At 66.5% G+C, this 17,293-nt stretch carries 17 protein-coding genes; 11 read left to right on the top strand and 6 right to left on the bottom strand.

Annotation, left to right across the window (positions count from 1 at the left end):
- Positions 1–5: 5 nt before the first annotated feature.
- Complete coding sequence (locus DK847_RS17345; protein ID WP_342634765.1) at positions 6–242, bottom strand: putative signal transducing protein; 237 nt, start codon at positions 240–242, stop codon at positions 6–8.
- Positions 243–337: 95 nt separating this feature from the next.
- Here DK847_RS17345 and DK847_RS17340 point away from each other — a divergent pair, with 95 nt between their 5' ends.
- Positions 338–1,357 carry a polyprenyl synthetase family protein gene (locus DK847_RS17340; RefSeq protein ID WP_111199803.1) on the top strand — a complete coding sequence of 340 codons (1,020 nt, stop codon included), beginning with the start codon at positions 338–340 and terminating at the stop codon, positions 1,355–1,357.
- 131 nt (positions 1,358–1,488) lie between these two features.
- On the opposite strand, the gene DK847_RS17335 is transcribed toward DK847_RS17340, so the two are convergent.
- From DK847_RS17335 to DK847_RS17325, 3 genes are all read right to left on the bottom strand, one after another.
- The gene (locus DK847_RS17335) at positions 1,489–2,319 is read right to left on the bottom strand and encodes a 4-(cytidine 5'-diphospho)-2-C-methyl-D-erythritol kinase (protein ID WP_111199802.1); all 831 of its coding nucleotides are present in this window, start codon (positions 2,317–2,319) and stop codon (positions 1,489–1,491) included.
- A 22-nt stretch (positions 2,320–2,341) separates the two neighbouring features.
- Positions 2,342–4,057 carry a tetratricopeptide repeat protein gene (locus DK847_RS17330; RefSeq protein WP_111199801.1) on the bottom strand — a complete coding sequence of 572 codons (1,716 nt, stop codon included), beginning with the start codon at positions 4,055–4,057 and terminating at the stop codon, positions 2,342–2,344.
- 199 nt (positions 4,058–4,256) lie between these two features.
- A complete protein-coding gene (locus tag DK847_RS17325; protein ID WP_204508381.1) occupies positions 4,257–5,882 on the bottom strand; it encodes an electron transfer flavoprotein-ubiquinone oxidoreductase in 1,626 nt (541 codons plus the stop codon).
- Between the two features lie 106 nt (positions 5,883–5,988).
- Here DK847_RS17325 and DK847_RS17320 point away from each other — a divergent pair, with 106 nt between their 5' ends.
- Positions 5,989–6,780: a uracil-DNA glycosylase gene (locus DK847_RS17320; protein ID WP_111199799.1), complete on the top strand. Its 792-nt coding sequence runs from the start codon at positions 5,989–5,991 to the stop codon at positions 6,778–6,780.
- A gap of 97 nt (positions 6,781–6,877) precedes the next feature.
- Entirely contained in the window at positions 6,878–7,417 is a 540-nt protein-coding gene (moaB, locus tag DK847_RS17315) for a molybdenum cofactor biosynthesis protein B (RefSeq protein WP_111199798.1), read from the top strand.
- Here moaB and DK847_RS17310 read toward each other — a convergent pair.
- The gene (locus DK847_RS17310; protein WP_111199797.1) at positions 7,414–8,289 is read right to left on the bottom strand and encodes a DMT family transporter; all 876 of its coding nucleotides are present in this window, start codon (positions 8,287–8,289) and stop codon (positions 7,414–7,416) included. The two genes, moaB and DK847_RS17310, sit on opposite strands and share 4 nt — an antisense overlap.
- 142 nt (positions 8,290–8,431) lie before the next feature.
- Between DK847_RS17310 and DK847_RS17305 the strand changes: the two genes are divergently transcribed.
- From DK847_RS17305 to DK847_RS17275, 7 genes are all read left to right on the top strand, one after another.
- Positions 8,432–9,502 carry a PA0069 family radical SAM protein gene (locus tag DK847_RS17305; RefSeq protein ID WP_245414660.1) on the top strand — a complete coding sequence of 357 codons (1,071 nt, stop codon included), beginning with the start codon at positions 8,432–8,434 and terminating at the stop codon, positions 9,500–9,502.
- 373 nt (positions 9,503–9,875) lie between these two features.
- Complete coding sequence (locus DK847_RS20690; protein WP_161957346.1) at positions 9,876–10,052, top strand: hypothetical protein; 177 nt, start codon at positions 9,876–9,878, stop codon at positions 10,050–10,052.
- 305 nt (positions 10,053–10,357) lie between these two features.
- Positions 10,358–12,424 carry a PKD domain-containing protein gene (locus DK847_RS17295; protein ID WP_111199794.1) on the top strand — a complete coding sequence of 689 codons (2,067 nt, stop codon included), beginning with the start codon at positions 10,358–10,360 and terminating at the stop codon, positions 12,422–12,424.
- A 110-nt stretch (positions 12,425–12,534) separates the two neighbouring features.
- Entirely contained in the window at positions 12,535–12,777 is a 243-nt protein-coding gene (locus DK847_RS17290) for a hypothetical protein (protein ID WP_161957345.1), read from the top strand.
- A gap of 45 nt (positions 12,778–12,822) precedes the next feature.
- A complete protein-coding gene (locus tag DK847_RS17285; RefSeq protein WP_111199792.1) occupies positions 12,823–13,455 on the top strand; it encodes a ribonuclease HII in 633 nt (210 codons plus the stop codon).
- A 93-nt stretch (positions 13,456–13,548) separates the two neighbouring features.
- Entirely contained in the window at positions 13,549–14,655 is a 1,107-nt protein-coding gene (locus DK847_RS17280; protein ID WP_111199791.1) for a site-specific DNA-methyltransferase, read from the top strand.
- A gap of 191 nt (positions 14,656–14,846) precedes the next feature.
- A complete protein-coding gene (locus DK847_RS17275; RefSeq protein ID WP_111199790.1) occupies positions 14,847–15,530 on the top strand; it encodes an HAD family hydrolase in 684 nt (227 codons plus the stop codon).
- Positions 15,531–15,660: 130 nt separating this feature from the next.
- Here the strand turns inward: DK847_RS17275 and mutY are convergent, their stop codons facing one another.
- Positions 15,661–16,722 (bottom strand): A/G-specific adenine glycosylase, encoded by a 1,062-nt coding sequence (gene mutY / locus DK847_RS17270; RefSeq protein ID WP_111199789.1) that lies wholly within the window; start codon positions 16,720–16,722, stop codon positions 15,661–15,663.
- Positions 16,723–16,783: 61 nt separating this feature from the next.
- On the opposite strand from mutY, the gene DK847_RS17265 reads away from it, so the two are divergent.
- Entirely contained in the window at positions 16,784–17,254 is a 471-nt protein-coding gene (locus tag DK847_RS17265; protein ID WP_111199788.1) for a DUF721 domain-containing protein, read from the top strand.
- Positions 17,255–17,293 lie beyond the last annotated feature (39 nt).

The raw sequence follows: 17,293 nt of genomic DNA, 5'->3' as shown, positions 1-17,293 counted from the left end.
GTCTGCTACTTCCGGGTTAGCGCCGCGTTACCGAGGCTGTGGCGGGCCCGGGCAAGATCCTCGGCGAGAACCAGGATGCGGCGCGGTATGGCGCCGACCGAGCCCTCGAGTGCCGCCATGTGCTCGTCGAGTTGCAGGAAGGCGATGCCCTCCTCGTCGAGGACGTGGCGCACATAGGACAGCCAGACCGGGTCGTTGCTGCGCAGCAGTTCCTCCATGGCCCCGAGATTGGCGTTTCGCAAGCCTGCGGGCAAGGGCGGCGGCACAGCGTCATATTGGCCTCGGGGCGCGCCTGTGCTTAAACGGCGCAAAGAATTAACCAGGGCAGGCAGTCTCCATGGGAGTCGTCATTCCGCTCGACGGAGCGGGCAACAAGAAGCGGGCGAGCATCGAGCCGCTGGTCAAGCTCACCCAGGCCGACATGGAACGGGTGAACGAATCGATCCTGTCACATGCCCGCAGCCACGTGGAGCTGATCCCCGAGATCGCCAGCCACCTGATCAATTCCGGCGGCAAGCGCATCCGCCCGATGCTCACCCTCGCCGCCGCCCGCATGGTGGGTTACGAGGGCGACCATCACCTGAAGCTCGCCACCGCGGTCGAGTTCATGCACACCGCGACCCTGCTCCACGACGATGTGGTGGACGAGAGCGACCTGCGCCGCGGCAAGCAGGCCGCCCGCGTGATCTGGGGCAACCAGGCCAGCGTGCTGGTCGGCGACTACCTGCTCGGCCAGGCCTTCCGCATGATGGTGGAAACGGGCTCGCTCGAGTCGCTGCGCATCCTGTCCAACGCCGCCTGCGTCATCGCCGAGGGCGAGGTGCTGCAACTCTCGGTCTCGCAGGACACCTCGACCACCGAGGACGCCTACATGGCTGTGATCGTGGCCAAGACGGCGGCACTCTTCGCCGCCGCCGCGGAGGTTGGCGCCGTGGTGGCGAAGCGGCCGCCGAGCGAACAGGCAGCGCTTGAATCCTATGGCCGCAACCTGGGTGTCGCCTTCCAGCTGATCGACGACGCGCTCGACTATTCGGGCTCGACCGAGAAGCTGGGCAAGGGCGTTGGCGATGATTTCCGCGAACGCAAGATCACGCTGCCCGTGGTGCTGTCCTACCGCCGCGGCACGGCGGAGGAGCGGAGCTTCTGGAAGCGCACGCTGGAAGACGGCAACCAGACGGCGGATGATTTCATCTATGCCAAGAAACTGATGGAACGCCACGGTGCACTGAAGGACACCATCGACCGCGCCAACCACTATGGCGACATCGCCCGCGACGCACTGGCGATCTTCCCCGATTCAGGCCTGAAGGACGCGCTGCTCGAAGCGGTGGAGTTCTGCGTGGCGCGGGCCTACTGAGGGCCAAGCACAGTCTTCCAAGTCATCATGCCCGGGCTCGTCCCGGGCATCTTCTTTGGTGGCAGCAAAAGGGTCGCCGGGACGAGTCCGGCGATGACGAGGTTCAGCGTGTGTGAAAGCCTTGGAGAAGGCTACCTCAGCACAGTCCTTGCCACCCACCAGCGTGTTTCAAGCTCCGGCTTCACCTCATCGTCCGTGCACAAGGCCACGCAGGTGGCACCGGAGCCGGACATGAAGGCTCTCGTGACACCGGGCGCTGCGGCGAGGCGGGTGAGCACCTCGCCGATGACGGGGGCCAGTGCGATGGCCGGGGACGCGAGATCGTTGCGCCATCGGGCAGGATCGCGCAGGTCGGCGACAGGCGTGCCGCAGGATTGGCCCTTTTCCAGCGCGAGGCCCCTGAAGACGGCGGGTGTCGAGACCTCGACCAGTGGATTGACGAGGATCGCCCGCAACGGCGTGAAACCAACGAGCGGCGTGATGCGCTCGCCCACGCCCTGCATGCGGCAGGCAACACCCGAGAGGCAGACCGGCACGTCGGCGCCGATCGCAAGGCCGGCGGCGGCGATCTCCGCATCGATCTCCGTGATGCCGGCGAGGCGGAGGAAGCCCTTGAGCGCCGCAGCGGCATTGGCGGAGCCGCCGCCGATGCCGGAAGCGACGGGGAGGTTCTTTTCGAGATGCACCTGGACGGGCGGAAGCGCCCTGCCCCGCTTCTGCGCGATCGCCCGTGCCGCAGCCCATGACTTCGCGATGATGTTGTCGCCCGCCTGCGGAAGCGCTGCCGCGAAGGGGCCACCCAGCGTGATGGTGAAATCATCCGCGGGGGTGAAGGTGAGCCGGTCGCCGACATCGGCGAAGGCAACGACCGAGTCGAGGTCGTGATAGCCGTCGGCGCGGCGCCCCAGCACGTGGAGCGCCAGGTTGACCTTGGCGGGGGCGAAGAGCGTGAAGGGCTGCATGCGGCGCGCAGGCCCCGCTGCCTCAGCCGTTGGTCTTGGGCGCTGTATTCTGGACCGGGGTGACCGGCGGCTCTGCCGGCGGCAGGCCGTTCTTCAGCTTGTCCTCGATGCGCTTCAGGTCCTCGGGCTCGGGCTTGTTGTCCTTGGCGTGCTGCCACTGGAACTTGGCCTCCAGCGTGCGGCCGGTGCGCCAGTAGGCATCGCCAAGGTGCTCGGCGATGATCGGATCGGCGGGAAGCAGCTCCACCGCCTTCTCGCAGTGGATGACGGCCTGCTCATAGTCGCCGAGCTGGAAATAGGCCCAGCCGAGGCTGTCGGTGATGTAGCCGTCGTTCGGCTTCAGCTCGACCGCCTTCTTCACCATGTCGAGGGCTTCCTGCAGATTGATCTTCTTCTCGATCATCGAGTAGCCGAGGTAGTTGAGCACGCTCGCCTCGTTGGGCGCGAGTTCGAGCGCCTTGCGGAACAGCTTTTCCGCCTGGTCCCACTGCTTCAGCCGCTCATGCGAGATGCCATCGTAATAGAAGATGCGCCAGTTGCCGGGGCCGGGCTTTTCGAGGAGCGCGATGGCCTGGTCATAGGTGGTGGCGGCATTGGCGAAGTCGCTGTTGGCGCGATAGAGATTGCCGAGTGTGACGATCGCGTCATAGTTCTTCGGATCGGCCGCGACGATGGACTTCAGCTTGGCCAGCGCCTCGTCCTTGCGGCCGAGCTGCTGCAGGGCCACGGCCTCTTCCATGTCGGCATTGACGCGCAGCGGCGAGGAGGCAGGCACCTTCTGATAGGCGGCGAGCGCCTTGTCATAGCGCTTCATGTCCTCGAAGGTGTCGCCCAGCAGCGTGTACATGATGTCCTGGTCGGCGCCGAGCGAGATTCCGAGCTGGGTATAGAGCAGCGCCACGTCGATCGACTGGTCGTCGTTCATCGAGGTGGCGAGCGAGAACAGCGCTTCCGACGCGCCCTCGCCGGGCGAGGCGATGAAGGGCTGGGGCTTTTCGCCCTTGAGGCTGGCGGCGAGTGCCGCCTCGATCAGCGGGTTCTGGTCGGCCTCGAGATAGGCGCGGTAGAGCGACTGCGCCTCGGCCGCGCGGTTGTGGCGCTCGAGGAAATTGCCATAGGCCTGGACGATGCGCAGCGAGGTGCCTGCCGCCTCATAGGCCTTCTTGAACGAGGCCTCGGCGCGGATCGAGTTGCCGAGGTAGTCGGCGATCAGCGCCTCGTGGAAGGTCTTGAAGTTAGCGAAGCTCTCGTTCGAGTCGAGCCGGTCCAGCGCCTTGAGCGCCGGGTTCAGCTCGCCCTCGCCGGCATAGGACCAGGCGGTGAGCAGCCAGGAGGTGAGCTCGCCCACCGGCGTATAGGCCGACTGCGCGAAATTCCTGCGGGCTTCCTCGTAGTGACGGCCCTTGAAGTCCTTGAGGCCCAGCACGATGCGCGCCATGCGCTGCTGGCTGTTGAACTTGAGGACCTCCGCGGCAAATTCCTCCGCCTTGGGCATGTCGCCCTCGGAGAGTTCGAGCAGGAACACCTTCTCGGTGAGAATGGGGTTGCCGGTGTCGGTCTTCAGCGCATTGGTGAGATAGTCGGAAGCGAGATCATTGTCGCGCAGCTTGGCGGCGGAACGGCCGGCGAGATAGCTGCCGGACACCGAGCCTGCCGGATCATAGGCCAGCGCCGATGTGGCAGGGATGGAGGCGAGCAGGAAACCGGTGAGTGCGGTGCGCAGAAGGGCCGTCATCATGTTCCATTTCAGCAGGCGGGCGCGGGAATTCGCCCCATGTTTCAAGGTGATTTGGTTGTTGCCGCAAAATGCGGTGTTTTTGGGATGAGGGCAAGCACCCCCATGACCGTCACCCCGGCGAAAGCCGGGGCCCAGCTTCGGGCATCGGTCACGTGAAAGCTGGGTCCCGGCTTTCACCGGGATGACGAGCCTTTCAGGCTCACATGTTCGGGTAGTTCGGCCCCTCGCCGCCCTGCGGGACGGCCCAGTTGATGTTCTGCGCCGGATCCTTGATGTCGCAGGTCTTGCAGTGGACGCAGTTCTGGTGATTGATCTGGAAGCGCGGCGGCTTTCCTTCCTCGCGCACCACCTCGTAGACGCCGGCCGGGCAATAGCGCTGGGCGGGCTCGTCATAGATGGGCAGGTTCTCGCCGATCGGCACTTCCGGGTTCTTGAGCTGCAGGTGGACCTTCTGGTCCTCCTCGTGGTTGGTGCCGGAGAAGGCGACATTGGTGAGGCGGTCGAAGGAGATCTCGCCATCGGGCTTGGGATAGCTGATGGGCCTGGCCTGGTCCGCCGGCTTCAGCGTCGCATAGTCGGGCTTGCCGTGCTTCCAGGTGCCGAGGCCGAAGCCGAGGATCTGGTTCATCCACATGTCGAGGCCGCCCAGTGCCAGCCCGCCGACGAGGCCGAGCTTCGACCACATGGGCTTGACGTTCTTCACCCGCTTCAGGTCCTCGTAGACCCAGGAGTTCTGGTAGGCGGTCTCGTAGTCCACGAGTTCGTCGCCCGCGCGGCCCGCGGCGAGTGCCGCGGCAGCGGCTTCGGCCGCCATCATGCCGGTCTTCATGGCGTTGTGCGAACCCTTGATGCGCGGCACGTTGACGAAGCCCGCCGAGCAGCCGATCAGCGCACCGCCGGGGAAATAGAGCTTCGGCACCGACTGGAAGCCGCCCTCGGTGATGGCGCGCGCGCCATAGGCGATGCGGCGGCCGCCCCGCAGCACCGGCTCGATCAGCGGATGGTGCTTGAAGCGCTGGAACTCCATGTAGGGGAAGAGGTGCGGGTTCTGGTAGTTCAAGTGCACCACGAGGCCGATGGACACCAGATTGTCCTCGAGGTGATACATGAAGGTGCCGCCGCCGGTCCTGGTGCCGAGCGGCCAGCCCATGGTGTGGGTGACCTGGCCCTGGCGGTGGTTTTCCGGGAGAACCTCCCAGAGCTCCTTCATGCCGAGGCCGAACTTCTGCGGCTCGCGGCCTTCCGACAGCTTGTACTTGCCGATGATTTCCTTGGCGAGAGAGCCGCGCACGCCTTCGGCGATGAGCACATATTTGCCGAGGAGTTCCATGCCCGGCTGGTAATCCGGCTTTTTTTTGCCGTCCTTGCCGATGCCGACGACGCCGGCGACCACGCCCTTCACCGAGCCGTCCTCGCGGTAGAGCACTTCCGAGCAGGCGAAGCCCGGATAGATCTCGACACCGAGCGCTTCCGCCTGCTGGGCCAGCCAGCGGCAGATGTTGCCAAGCGAGACGGCATAGTTGCCGTGGTTGTTCATCAGGGGCGGCATCAGCGCATTGGGGATGCGGAGTGCGCCCGAGGGGCCCAGCATGTAGAAGCGGTCCTCGACCACGGGCGTGTTGAGGGGGGCGCCCTGTTCCTTCCAGTCCGGGATGAGCTCGTTCAGCGCCACCGGGTCGATCACGGCGCCCGACAGGATGTGGGCACCGACTTCCGAGCCCTTCTCGAGCAGGCAGACGGAGAGATCGGGGTTGATCTGCTTCAGGCGGATCGCGGCGGAGAGGCCGGCGGGGCCCGCACCCACGATCACCACGTCATATTCCATCGCCTCGCGCTGGACCTGTTCCAAGCTCTGCACTCCCGTCTATCTTCCCGTTGGCGGCGTCTTTATAGTGGGAGGCCCTGCCCACACAAGCCCGCCCATTCCGGACATGGACCAGACACCAAACGACATGACGCCGCATGATGCCGCCGAGGCGCTGCGCTGGCTCTCCGAGATGGGCGCCGACGAAATCATCGGCGAAAGCCCGGTGAACCGCCTCGCCGCGCCCGCCCCCCGGCCGGCGCCGGCAGCGCCACGCGCTGCCCCTGCCCCTGCGGCAGCGCCGGTGGCGGCGGCACAGGGGGCAGCGGCCGCGCAGTACCGGACACTCGAGGAAATCCGCCAGGCGCTGGAAGGCTTCGACGCCTGCCCGCTGAAGAAGACCGCGACGAAGCTGTGCTTTGCCGACGGCAACCCCTCAGCCCGGGTGATGCTGGTGGGCGAGGCGCCGGGACGCGAGGAGGACATCGAGGGGCGGCCCTTCGTCGGGCGCTCCGGCCAGCTCCTCGACCGCATGCTGGCGGCGATCGGCCTGTCGCGCATGGCGCAGGACCGGGAGAGCGCGGTGTTCATCACCAACGTGATCTTCTGGCGCCCGCCCGGCAACCGGACACCCACCGAGGCGGAAACCCAGATGTGCCTGCCCTTCCTCACGCGCACCATCGAACTGCAGAAGCCCGACGTGATCGTCTGCCTCGGCGCCACGCCGGCACACCGGCTGACCGGCCGCAGCGACGGCATCCTGAAGCTGCGCGGCAAGTGGGTGACGGCGAATGTCAGTGGGCGGAACATTCCGCTGCTGCCCACGCTCCACCCCGCCTACCTGCTGCGCCAGCCGGCGCAGAAACGGCTGGCCTGGCGCGACCTTCTCAGCCTGCGCCAGATGCTCGACGCGCACTGACAAACACCCTCAGGTTGCGCATTCCACTTTTGCTTGTCGGGGTGAATCGGATGGTGTTTCATGCATCGCTTCGAATGAGAGGACCCGGAATCACCGCATGAGCGAGGCGCGACAGTTCATCCCCGTTAGGATTGCAGTCCTTACGGTTTCCGACACCCGCACGCTCGAGACCGATGTGTCCGGCCAGACCCTGGCCGACAGGGTGGCCGAGGCCGGCCACCTGCTCTCCGCCCGCAAGATCGTGAAGGACGACGTGCGCGCCATCCGCCACGTCATCCGCGACTGGACCGCGCGGGCCGACGTCGACGCCATCATCACCACGGGGGGCACCGGCCTCACCGGCCATGACGTGACCATCGAGGCGGTGCGGCCGCTGTTCGAGAAGGAGATCGAGGGCTTCGGCACGCTGTTCCACATGGTGAGCTTCCCGAAGATCGGCACCTCCACCATCCAGTCGCGCGCCACCGCGGGGGTGATGAAGGGCAAGTACATCTTCTGCCTGCCGGGTTCGCCCGGGGCCTGCAAGGATGGCTGGGACCTGATCCTCAGGCCGCAGCTCGACTATACCCACAAGCCGTGCAACTTCGTCGAGATCATGCCGCGGCTCGACGAGCACCTGCGGCGCCGGAAGGGTTAGGCCGGCCTCCACTTCGGCAGGCCGAGCCCGGAGACGATGGCGAGGCCGAACAGGATCACCGCGCCGCCCACCAGCTGTGCCGCCGACACGCTCTCGCCCAGCACGATCGCGGCCGTGACGATGCCGACGACCGGCATGAGGAGCAGGAAGGGGCTGGCCTCGTCCAGCCGGCACTGCTTCAGCAGCGTGAACCACGAGACATAGGCGAAATAGAAGCCCACCACCGCGACGAAGCCGAGCATCGCCCATTCGAGCCAGGTGGCGGTGACCACCGCCTGCCACTGGCCCTGCTCGAACAGCAGGGTGGCCAGCGCCAGCTGCGGCACGGAGCCGATGGCATTGCCCTTCAGCACGCCCACGCCGTTGTCACGCCCGAGCTTGCGCACCAGCACCTGGCCCAGCGACCAGCAGGCGGCAGAGACGATGATCATCATGGTCGGCACCAGGCCCGGCGGGGTTTCGGGAAGCCCGATCACCAGCGCCACGCCGAGGATGGCGAGCGCGGTGCCCAGCATCTTGCGGCCGTCGGGACGCTCCTTCATCAGCAGCCAGTCGAGCAGCACGGCGAAGGGGATCTGGATCTGCAGGATGAGGTTCGCGGCGGTGGCCGGCATGTCCGGGCTGCGCAGGCCCCAGAACAGCAGCGCGCCCTGGATCGTCACGGCGAAGGCCGCGATCAGGATGATCGAGGGCCAGGGCGTCCGCAGCCGCTCGCGGTGGGTGAGCGACAGCAGCAGCGCGATCGAGGCGTAGCAGATGAGGATCAGGAACAGGGGCGGGAAATGGGTGACCGCCGGCTTGGCGATGGTGAAGCCGGTTCCGAAGAACAGCGGCGGCAGCAGGGCGAGGAGAATCTGGCGGCGGGTCATCATGGCGTAAATGCCGGGCTTTCCACCGCGTCACAACAATGTTCTTGTTTTGTTCTTTTGGATCGCCTATATTGGGCCCATGTCCACTCTGATCGATAGGCGCCGGGCCCTCGCCCCTGATCCTGCCGCTCTCGGCGAAGGGCGCATGACGGCCTTGTCCAGCCAGGCGCGCGGGCGTGGCGCCGGGGTCAACATGTCCGGCCGCTTCGAGGCCTACACCCGCTCGCTGTTCGATGATGGCTGGCAGGGGCTCGAGGACCTCCCGGCCTTCAAGACCACGGTCTTCGAGGAAAAGCCGAAATCCATCATCACCCGCAACGACTCGCCCGACGTGGGTTTCGACCAGTCGATCAACCCCTACCGCGGCTGCGAGCATGGCTGCTCCTACTGCTATGCCAGGCCGGCGCATGCCTATATGGGCCTCTCGCCCGGGCTCGACTTCGAATCCAAGCTCTTTGCCAAGCCGGAGGCGGCGAAGCTGCTGAGGGCCGAACTGCTGGCGAAGGGCTACGTGCCCAGGACCATCGCGCTTGGCGCCAATACCGACGCCTACCAGCCGGTCGAGCGCGAGCGGCGCATCACCCGCGCCCTCCTCGAGGTCATGGCGGAGTTCAACCATCCCGTCGGCATCGTCACCAAGTCGGCGCTGGTGACGCGCGACATCGACATCCTCGCACCCATGGCGAAGAAGGGCCTGGTCAAGGTGGCCGTCTCGGTGACGTCGCTCGACGCCAGGCTGGCGCGCGCCATGGAACCGCGCGCCGCGACGCCGGCGAAGCGGCTGGCCGCCATCGAGCAGCTCTCCGCCGCCGGCATTCCCACCGTCGTCATGGTGGCCCCGATCATCCCGGCCGTGAATGATGCCGAGATCGAGGCCATCCTCGCGGCCGCGAAGACGGCGGGCGCGCAGGAGGCGGGCTATGTCATGCTGCGCCTGCCGCACGAGGTGAAGGACGTGTTCAAGGACTGGCTGCAGAACACCATGCCGGAGCGCGCGGCGAAGGTGATGTCGCTGGTGAAATCCGCCAGCGGCGGCAAGGAATATGACAATGCCTTCGGCATCCGCCAGACTGGCACCGGCCCCTATGCCTGGACCATCGGCCGGCGCTTCGAACTCTCCTGCCAGCGCCTCGGCCTCAACTGCCGCAAGCTGAAGCTGGACACGGGCCAGTTCCGCCGCCCGCCACAGCCGGGCGACCAGCTGAGCCTGCTGTGAATGCTCCCTCCCCCCCCGGGGGAGGGGCCCGTTTCCGTTCAGCCGCCGTTCCTCACGCGTGTCAGCCTGCTGACAGGCGGTTGCGGGCATGAAGGCAGCATGGCCCGCTGCCGGCGCTTTTGCTTATCATGTTTTTTTGATAAGCAAGAGCCATGCTCCCAATTGCACGGAGCGCGAATTCCGGGTCTCACCATATAATAATCCCCAATTTTGCGACATTTCTTCCATCACATCCTGATGTGATGCTCCCGCATGTGTCTGCCGCGTCATTTTACTGATCATCGAAATTTTTATTTATGTGAGGGAATGCGCCGCCATGGAGGGCGTAACCCAGACAGCCGCGGACTTCACCGCGGAGCCACAGGAGAACGACATGAAGAAGATCCTCATCGCCACCATCATGACCGCCATCGCCGCGGCGGCCCTGCCCACCGGCGTGGCCTTCGCCAAGCGCGGTGCCGACGATCCGGCCGGCCACGTCCGCCATGGCGGCGATGACGGCGCAGGCCACCAGCGCCACGGCCGCGACGACGGCGCCCGTCACCGCTGAAGACCCGCCTCGCCCCTCCTCTCCCCCGCCGGGGGAGGGGAAGGCAGCGTCAGCCCGCCCACTGCGCCTTCGGGGCGCCTTCGGGGCGGGCCATACGCATTTTCACTTACGCATAAGTTGGAATGGCTGGGACGATTCTACCGAGTCGCGAGCTTGACGCGCGTCAATAAGTTTCCCCAAGGATAAAGGTAATTTGTCTTCAACAAGACGGCGGAAGCGCCGCTGCTGGGTCAAACACCCGGACACTTCGATGACGGACTGCGACCGCCGGTCAGGAGACCGGCACCAACGGGAAGGCTAATCGAATGACCGTGTTTTCCAACAGTCTCAAGGCCGCGCTGTTGATTTCGGCGGCCGCCATGACCGCCCCGGCACAACCCGCACTGGCGGAGGCCAAGCTGCAGTTCCCGCCGCAGGAGACCTTCCGCGTGGCCTTCCCCGCCATCGACCTCGGCGCGCGCCAGTCGCGCGGGCAGGACGCGGTGAACCGGCTGGGGCCCCATCTTCCCGACGTGGCGCAGTGGTATGGCCGTTCGGCCGAGGCCCTGCGCAAGGAACTGCTCTCCGACACCCGCATGCGGGTGGACCAGGGCGGGCGGCTGCTGTTCGTCGAGGACCTCGCCGAACCGGTGCGCGACATGAAGCTGACGGGCCTCGGCAACCAGTCGATCCGCGACGGCGCGCTGGCCAGCCTCGACCAGACCTTCTACCTGCACAGCAGGCCGGGCGCCAACCGCACCATCTACCTCGATTTCGACGGCGCCTCGATCGCCGGCACCGCGTGGAACAGCAACGGCAACACCATCACCGCCGCCCCCTTCGACCTCGACGGCAACCCGGCCGCCTTCTCGGCAGCGGAACTGGAGCGCGTGCAGTATATCTGGCAGCGCGTGGCCGAGGACTATGCCCCCTTCGACGTGGACGTGACCACCGCACAGCCCACCCAGGACCGGCTGACCCGTTCCGACGCCAATGACCAGGTGTTCGGCACCACGGTGGTGATCACCCGGCGGACGGGCGTCTATTCCTGCAGCTGCGGCGGCATTGCCTATGTGGGCGTGTTCAACGCCTCGGGCGGCAGCCGCCCGCCGGATTACTACAAGCCGGCCTTCGTGTTCTTCGACATGCTCGGCTCCGGCAACGAGAAGGCCGTGGCGGAAGCCGTCTCGCACGAGGCGGGCCACAACATGGGCCTGCACCATGACGGCACCACGGGCGATGCCTATTACGCCGGCCAGGGCAATGACCCCGTGACCGGCTGGGCCCCGATCATGGGCGTCGGCTACTACCGGCCGCTGGTGCAGTTCAGCAAGGGCGAATACGCCGGCGCCAACAACAAGGAAGACGACTTCGCCATCTCGCAGAGCTTCGGCCTGCCGCTGCGCCTCGATGACTATGGCAGCAGCACCGCCGCCGCCACGCCCTTCGTGCACAGCATCGCGGCGGGCCGGGTGAGCGGCAGCATGGACGGGGTGATCGAAACCGCGTCCGACGCCGACGTCTTCGCCATTGCCGCCGGCACCGGCACGCTGACGGCCAGCGTGCAGCCGGCCAACCGCTCGCCTGACCTCGACGTGGCGCTGAGCCTGCTCGACTCCACCGGCAAGGTCGTGGCCACCTCCAACCCGCAGGGCGCACTCAACGCGCCGCTAAGCTTCACCGTCACGCAGCAGGGCACCTATTACCTTGCAGTGAAGGGCACGGGCGAAGGCGCCGCCACGGCGACCGGCTATTCGAACTACGGCAGCGTGGGCAATTTCCGCCTGAGCGCCAACTACGCCGCCCCCACCGGCATGCCGCCGGTGGCGGTGATCAGCGCCACGCCCACCAGCGGCCCCTCGCCGCTGGCCGTGACGCTGGATGGCCGGCCTTCGACCGACGATGGCCGGGTGGCCTTCTGGTACTGGGATTTCGGCGACGGCAGCCGCGACGTGACCGGCGCGCTGTCATCCACCAGCCACGTCTACAGGGTGGCCGGAAGCTATGTGGCGCGCCTCACCGTGGTGGACGATACGGGGCTCAGCGCCAGCACCACGCGCGTCATCAACGCGACCATCCCCGGCCCGCAGGCCAATGTGCAGAGCATCCTGATCTCGACCAAGACCAACACCAAGAACTATGCCTGGGCGGTGGCTGCGGTGACCGTGGTCGACCAGACCGGCCACCCGCTGCGCAGCGCCAAGGTGGCGGCCAACTGGAACGGCATCACCAGCAAGACCCAGCTTGCCACCACCAACAGTTCGGGCCGGGTGACGCTCACCTCGCCCAAGACCCTGGCGAGCGGCTGCTTCAACATCTACATCGATGCGGTGACCATCCCTGCCTATCCCTTCAACGGCGCCTCGCTCAGGTCCGCACAGGTCTGCCGCTAGGCCCCGCATGACCCTGCGGAACCTGCAACCGGCGGCCTGAGGCGACCGCCGGTTGTCGTGACAAAACGCCCAGTTGCAGTTTCGCGGCTGGCACGGCATGGGACCGCGCCATGGCCCGCTGTCGACATCGCAGGCAAGGGGTGCTTGCCCTGCTGGGCGCCATGACCGGCGCCACCATGATCGCCGCCGGCGGAGCCGCCGCCAGCCCCGGGGAAAGCTGCCGCGATCCCTCGCTGCGCACCGGCGGCACCGCCTTCAACGGCTGCAACTATGAGCAGTTTCCCTTTGCCCTGCCCCTGCTGGCGCCTGTGCCCGGCCCCGCGCCTGACCCGATACCGCCTTACATCGGCTGATCGCGCCAAATTGCCGGAGCCCCGGGTTCATGCTCTAAACCGGGCATGGGGGAATCAGGTCCGGATTTCACGATCGAGCTGAAGGCGATGCGCGGTTTCGGCCGGCCGTCGGCAACCAGGCTGGTCTGCGGCATCGACGAGGCGGGACGCGGGCCATGGGCGGGGCCGGTGGTGGCCGCCGCCGTGGTGCTGGACCCCACAGCAATTCCGGACGGGCTCAACGATTCCAAGAAACTCACCGAGGCGCAGCGCGAGGCGCTGTTCGGCCCGATCATCGCCACGGCCAAGGTCGGCATCGGCATTGCGGATGTCGAGCGCATCGACCGCGACAACATCCTCCAGGCCACGCTGTGGGCCATGGCGCAGGCGCTGGACCAGATCGAGGGCGTGGCACTGGCGCTCGTCGACGGCAACCGCGCGCCGCCGCTTCCCTGCGCGGTGCAGACCATCGTCGAGGGCGATGCCAGGTCGCTCTCCATCGCCGCCGCCTCGATCATCGCCAAGGTGACGCGCGACCGCATCATGGTGGCGCATGACGCAAGCTTCCCCGACTACGGCTTTGCCCGCCACAAGGGCTATGGCACGGCCTTCCACCAGGAGGCGCTGCAGCGCCTGGGACCGACACCGCTGCACCGCAAAAGCTTCGCCCCCGTCGCGGCACTCCTCGCGGCCCGTTAACCACGAAACCCAAATCCGATTCACGCGCGACTCCGCACGATTCAGAATGCGGATTCTCGAGTCAGTTGCGTTTGCGTATGAGTGGGGTGTGGGATGGGCTATCAGACCCGGCCGGATATTCGGCCGTTGCAGGATCGGATCCTGGTGGGTGACTGCATCACCGAACTGAAGAAGATCCCGGCGGGGACGGTCGATCTCGTCTTCGCCGATCCGCCCTATAACCTGCAGCTCTCAGGCGGCCTCACGAGGCCAGACCAGAGCAAGGTCGATGCGGTGGACGACCACTGGGACCAGTTCGAGAGCTTCGAGGCCTATGACCGCTTCACCAAGGGCTGGCTCGCCGAATGCCGCCGCGTGCTCAAGCCCGATGGTGCGCTGTGGGTGATCGGCTCCTACCACAACATCTTCCGCGTCGGTTCGATCCTGCAGGACATGGGCTTCTGGATCTTGAACGACGTCGTCTGGCGCAAGACCAACCCGATGCCGAATTTCCGCGGCCGGCGCTTCACCAATGCGCATGAGACGCTGATCTGGGCCTCGCGCGATGCCGACGCCAGGTACACCTTCAACTACGAGGCCATGAAGGTGTTCAACGACGACCTGCAGATGCGCTCCGACTGGACGCTGTCGCTGTGCACGGGCGCCGAGCGGCTGAAGAACGCGGACGGCGACAAGCTGCACCCCACTCAGAAGCCCGAGGCGCTGCTGCACCGCGTGCTCCTCTCGACGACGAAGCCGGGCGACACGGTGCTCGACCCCTTCTTCGGCACCGGCACCACCGGCGCCGCGGCCAAGGCGCTGGGCCGCCACTTCATCGGCATCGAGCGCGAGGATGACTATGCCGAGGCGGCACTCGCCCGCATCGACGCAGTGAAACGGCTTCCGCCCGAGGCGCTGCAGGTGACCACCAGCAAGCGCGCGGAGCCGCGCATTCCCTTCGGCTCGCTGATCGAGCGGGGGCTGGTGAAGGCCGGCGACATGCTGTTCGACCCGTCGACGCGCATCGCCGCGCGGGTGCGCGCCGATGGCTCGATCGCCATCAAGGACGCCTCGGGCTCGATCCACAAGATCGGTGCGCATGTGCAAGGGGCGGAAGCCTGCAATGGCTGGACCTTCTGGCACGTGAAGAAGGGGGCGAATCTCGTTCCCATCGACATGCTGCGCCAGCAGCTGCGCGCGGAGATGGCGGCGGCGGCGTAGGCGCGGCGGGCCTCCTCTCGAATTCCATCATGGCCGGGCACGTCCCGGCCATCTTTTTTTGCGGCCACGAGGAGAATGCCCGGGACGAGCCCGGGCATGATGAGCGGGTGGTGCATGCATGGGTGGCGCATGAGTGGGTGGTGCATCACCCGCTCCCGCGCTAAGCCTCTTCTTCGCAACGAGGGAGTTCCATGATCAAGGCGCGGCAGCAGACGTCCTTCCTGTTCGATCTCGACGGCACGCTGGTCGACAGCGTCTATGACCATGTGCTGGCCTGGCACGATGCGCTGCAGGAAGAGGGGATCGAGGTCTCGGTCTGGCGGCTGCACCGCAAGATCGGCATGTCCGGTGGTCTCTTCACCAAGGCGCTGGCGCGCGAGACGGGCCAGGAGTTCGGGCCGGAGATGCTGGAGCGCCTGCGCCAGCTGCACCTCAAGTATTACAACGCCCGCTCGCACCGCACGCGGCCCTTGCCCGGCGCGAAGGAGCTGCTCGCCTACCTCTCCGACAATGACATTCCCTGGGCCATCGCCACCTCCGGCCGCATCGAAACGGCGGGACCGGTGCTGGCGATCCTCGGCGTCGATCCGGCGAAGCACGTGGTGATCACGCGCGATCTGGTGCGCTATGCCAAGCCCGACCCGGACCTGTTCCTTGCCGCGGCCGAAAGGCTCGGCTGCGAGATCGAGACGGCCTGCGTGGTGGGCGACGCGATCTGGGACATGCTGGCCGCCCGCCGCGCCAGGGCACTGGGCATCGGGCTGCTCACCGGCGGCTATGGCATGGAGGAGCTGGAGCGTGCCGGGGCCTATCGCGTGTATGAGGACCCGGCGGACCTGCTGGCGCATCTCGATGAGGTGGGCGGGCGGCGGTAGTTCATGTTGCCGATGCATTGTCATGACTCTCATCATGGCCGGGCTTGTCCCGGCCATCCTTTTGGTGGCAGGAAAAAAGATGCCCGGGACAAGCCCGGGCATGATGAAGGAAAGGGAATGGGGGTCGGCATCAATCCTTCAGCACATGCGCCACCACCTTGCGCATCACCGTGGGGAGCGCCTCGCCGTCGATGTCCTCGCGCTTCGTCCAGCGATAGTCGCCGTCGTCGCGCAGCTCACCGTCGGTGATCGTCTCCGCCATCCACACCGTGAGCTCGAAATGGAAATGCGTGAAGGTGTGTTCCACCAGGCCGGGGAGCTTCCGCCACTCGGCTGAAAGGGGAGCCTGCGCTTCCGGCTTCGTCACCGCTTCGCTCCACACCGTCGAGGGCACCTCCATCATGCCGCCCAAGAGCCCCTTCTCCGGGCGCCGCCGCAGCAGCACCGCGCCATCCGCGCGTTCGATCCAGAAGGCGACACCGCGGCGGGTGGGAACTTGCTTCTTCGGCTTCTTGCGCGGCAGCGATGGCGCCAGCCCGGTGATGCGGCCCCTGCAATGCTCCGCCCACGGACAGATCAGGCAATTGGGGTCGCGCGGCGTGCAGATGGTGGCGCCCAGGTCCATCATGGCCTGGGCGAAATCGCCCGCACGCGCCTCCGGCACCAGGGCCTGTGCCCGCTCGCGGATCTCGGGCTTCGAGTCGGGCAAGGGCGTCTCGATGGCATGAATGCGGCTGATGACGCGCTCGACATTGCCGTCGACCGCCGCATGCCGCCCGCCAAAGGCGATGGCCGCGATGGCGCCCGCCGTATAGGGGCCGATGCCCGGCAGGCCGCGCAGCGCCTCCTCGCCCTCCGGGAACTGGCCGCCGAAGCGCATCACCACCTGCTTCGCACAGGCATGGAGATTGCGGGCGCGGGCATAGTATCCGAGCCCCGCCCAGGCCTTCAGCACGTCGTCCAGCGGGGCCGCGGCCAGGTCCGAGACGGTGGGCCAGAGCGCCACGAATTTCTCGAAATAAGCCTTCACCGCCTGGACGGTGGTCTGCTGCAGCATGATCTCGGAGAGCCAGACGCGGTAGGGGTCGGCCGTTTCGCCCGGCCGGGCGCGCCAGGGCAGCACGCGGGCATTGGCGTCATACCATGCAAGAAGTTGTGCAGACCGGGTGGATTCCGGCCCTTTTCTGGCCATGCTGCTCTCGCAAACAAGCGTTTCCTGTTAGACCCTTAGCGATCAACCCTCCGGCCCGTCCATGGAAACCCTCTCCAAGCACTTCCGCGAGATCACCAAGGCCGCCTTCGCGCGCTATGGCTTTGCCCAGGCGGACGTGGTGGCGAACTGGGGTGCAATCGTTGGCGAGGACCTGGCGGCCGTCTCCGCCCCGGAGCGCATCAAGTGGCCTCGTGGCGCGGGGGAGGAAGCCCAGAGGCAGGGCGGCACGCTGGTCATCCGGGCCGCGCCGGGCCGGGCGCTGGAACTACAATACGAAGCGTCCCGCATCATTTCGCGCATCAACAGCTTTTTTGGCTACGGCGCGGTGGCCGGCCTCAAGGTGATGCAGGCGGCAGAGCTCGGAAAACCCCGGGCGAGGCCTCCTGTCCTTCCAGAAAAACCTGTTCACGAACAAGAGCTTAACTCGGTCGAAGACCCCACCCTCCGGGCCGCGCTGGAGCGCCTCGGGCGGGGGGTGGCCGGACGCACAAGTTCTCCACAAGGCAAATAATTCCCTTTTGTTTCAACCCCCAACATCTAGTAGGTAAAC

Origin of the sequence: Aestuariivirga litoralis, assembly GCF_003234965.1 — a bacterium.
GTDB classification, from domain to species: Bacteria; Pseudomonadota; Alphaproteobacteria; order Rhizobiales; family Aestuariivirgaceae; genus Aestuariivirga; species Aestuariivirga litoralis.
This window is presented reverse-complemented; position numbering and strand designations above follow the sequence as displayed.

Excerpts from the sequence above, each read along its gene's own strand:
- DK847_RS17340 (WP_111199803.1), top strand. The coding sequence starts at position 338 with ATGGGAGTCGTCATTCCGCTCGACGGAGCGGGCAACAAGAAGCGGGCG.
- DK847_RS17335 (WP_111199802.1), bottom strand. The coding sequence starts at position 2,319 with ATGCAGCCCTTCACGCTCTTCGCCCCCGCCAAGGTCAACCTGGCGCTC.
- DK847_RS17330 (WP_111199801.1), bottom strand. The coding sequence starts at position 4,057 with ATGATGACGGCCCTTCTGCGCACCGCACTCACCGGTTTCCTGCTCGCC.
- DK847_RS17325 (WP_204508381.1), bottom strand. The coding sequence starts at position 5,882 with ATGGAATATGACGTGGTGATCGTGGGTGCGGGCCCCGCCGGCCTCTCC.
- DK847_RS17320 (WP_111199799.1), top strand. The coding sequence starts at position 5,989 with ATGGACCAGACACCAAACGACATGACGCCGCATGATGCCGCCGAGGCG.
- moaB (WP_111199798.1), top strand. The coding sequence starts at position 6,878 with ATGAGCGAGGCGCGACAGTTCATCCCCGTTAGGATTGCAGTCCTTACG.
- DK847_RS17310 (WP_111199797.1), bottom strand. The coding sequence starts at position 8,289 with ATGATGACCCGCCGCCAGATTCTCCTCGCCCTGCTGCCGCCGCTGTTC.
- DK847_RS17305 (WP_245414660.1), top strand. The coding sequence starts at position 8,432 with ATGACGGCCTTGTCCAGCCAGGCGCGCGGGCGTGGCGCCGGGGTCAAC.
- DK847_RS20690 (WP_161957346.1), top strand. The coding sequence starts at position 9,876 with ATGAAGAAGATCCTCATCGCCACCATCATGACCGCCATCGCCGCGGCG.
- DK847_RS17295 (WP_111199794.1), top strand. The coding sequence starts at position 10,358 with ATGACCGTGTTTTCCAACAGTCTCAAGGCCGCGCTGTTGATTTCGGCG.
- DK847_RS17290 (WP_161957345.1), top strand. The coding sequence starts at position 12,535 with ATGGCCCGCTGTCGACATCGCAGGCAAGGGGTGCTTGCCCTGCTGGGC.
- DK847_RS17285 (WP_111199792.1), top strand. The coding sequence starts at position 12,823 with ATGGGGGAATCAGGTCCGGATTTCACGATCGAGCTGAAGGCGATGCGC.
- DK847_RS17280 (WP_111199791.1), top strand. The coding sequence starts at position 13,549 with ATGGGCTATCAGACCCGGCCGGATATTCGGCCGTTGCAGGATCGGATC.
- DK847_RS17275 (WP_111199790.1), top strand. The coding sequence starts at position 14,847 with ATGATCAAGGCGCGGCAGCAGACGTCCTTCCTGTTCGATCTCGACGGC.
- mutY (WP_111199789.1), bottom strand. The coding sequence starts at position 16,722 with ATGGCCAGAAAAGGGCCGGAATCCACCCGGTCTGCACAACTTCTTGCA.
- DK847_RS17265 (WP_111199788.1), top strand. The coding sequence starts at position 16,784 with ATGGAAACCCTCTCCAAGCACTTCCGCGAGATCACCAAGGCCGCCTTC.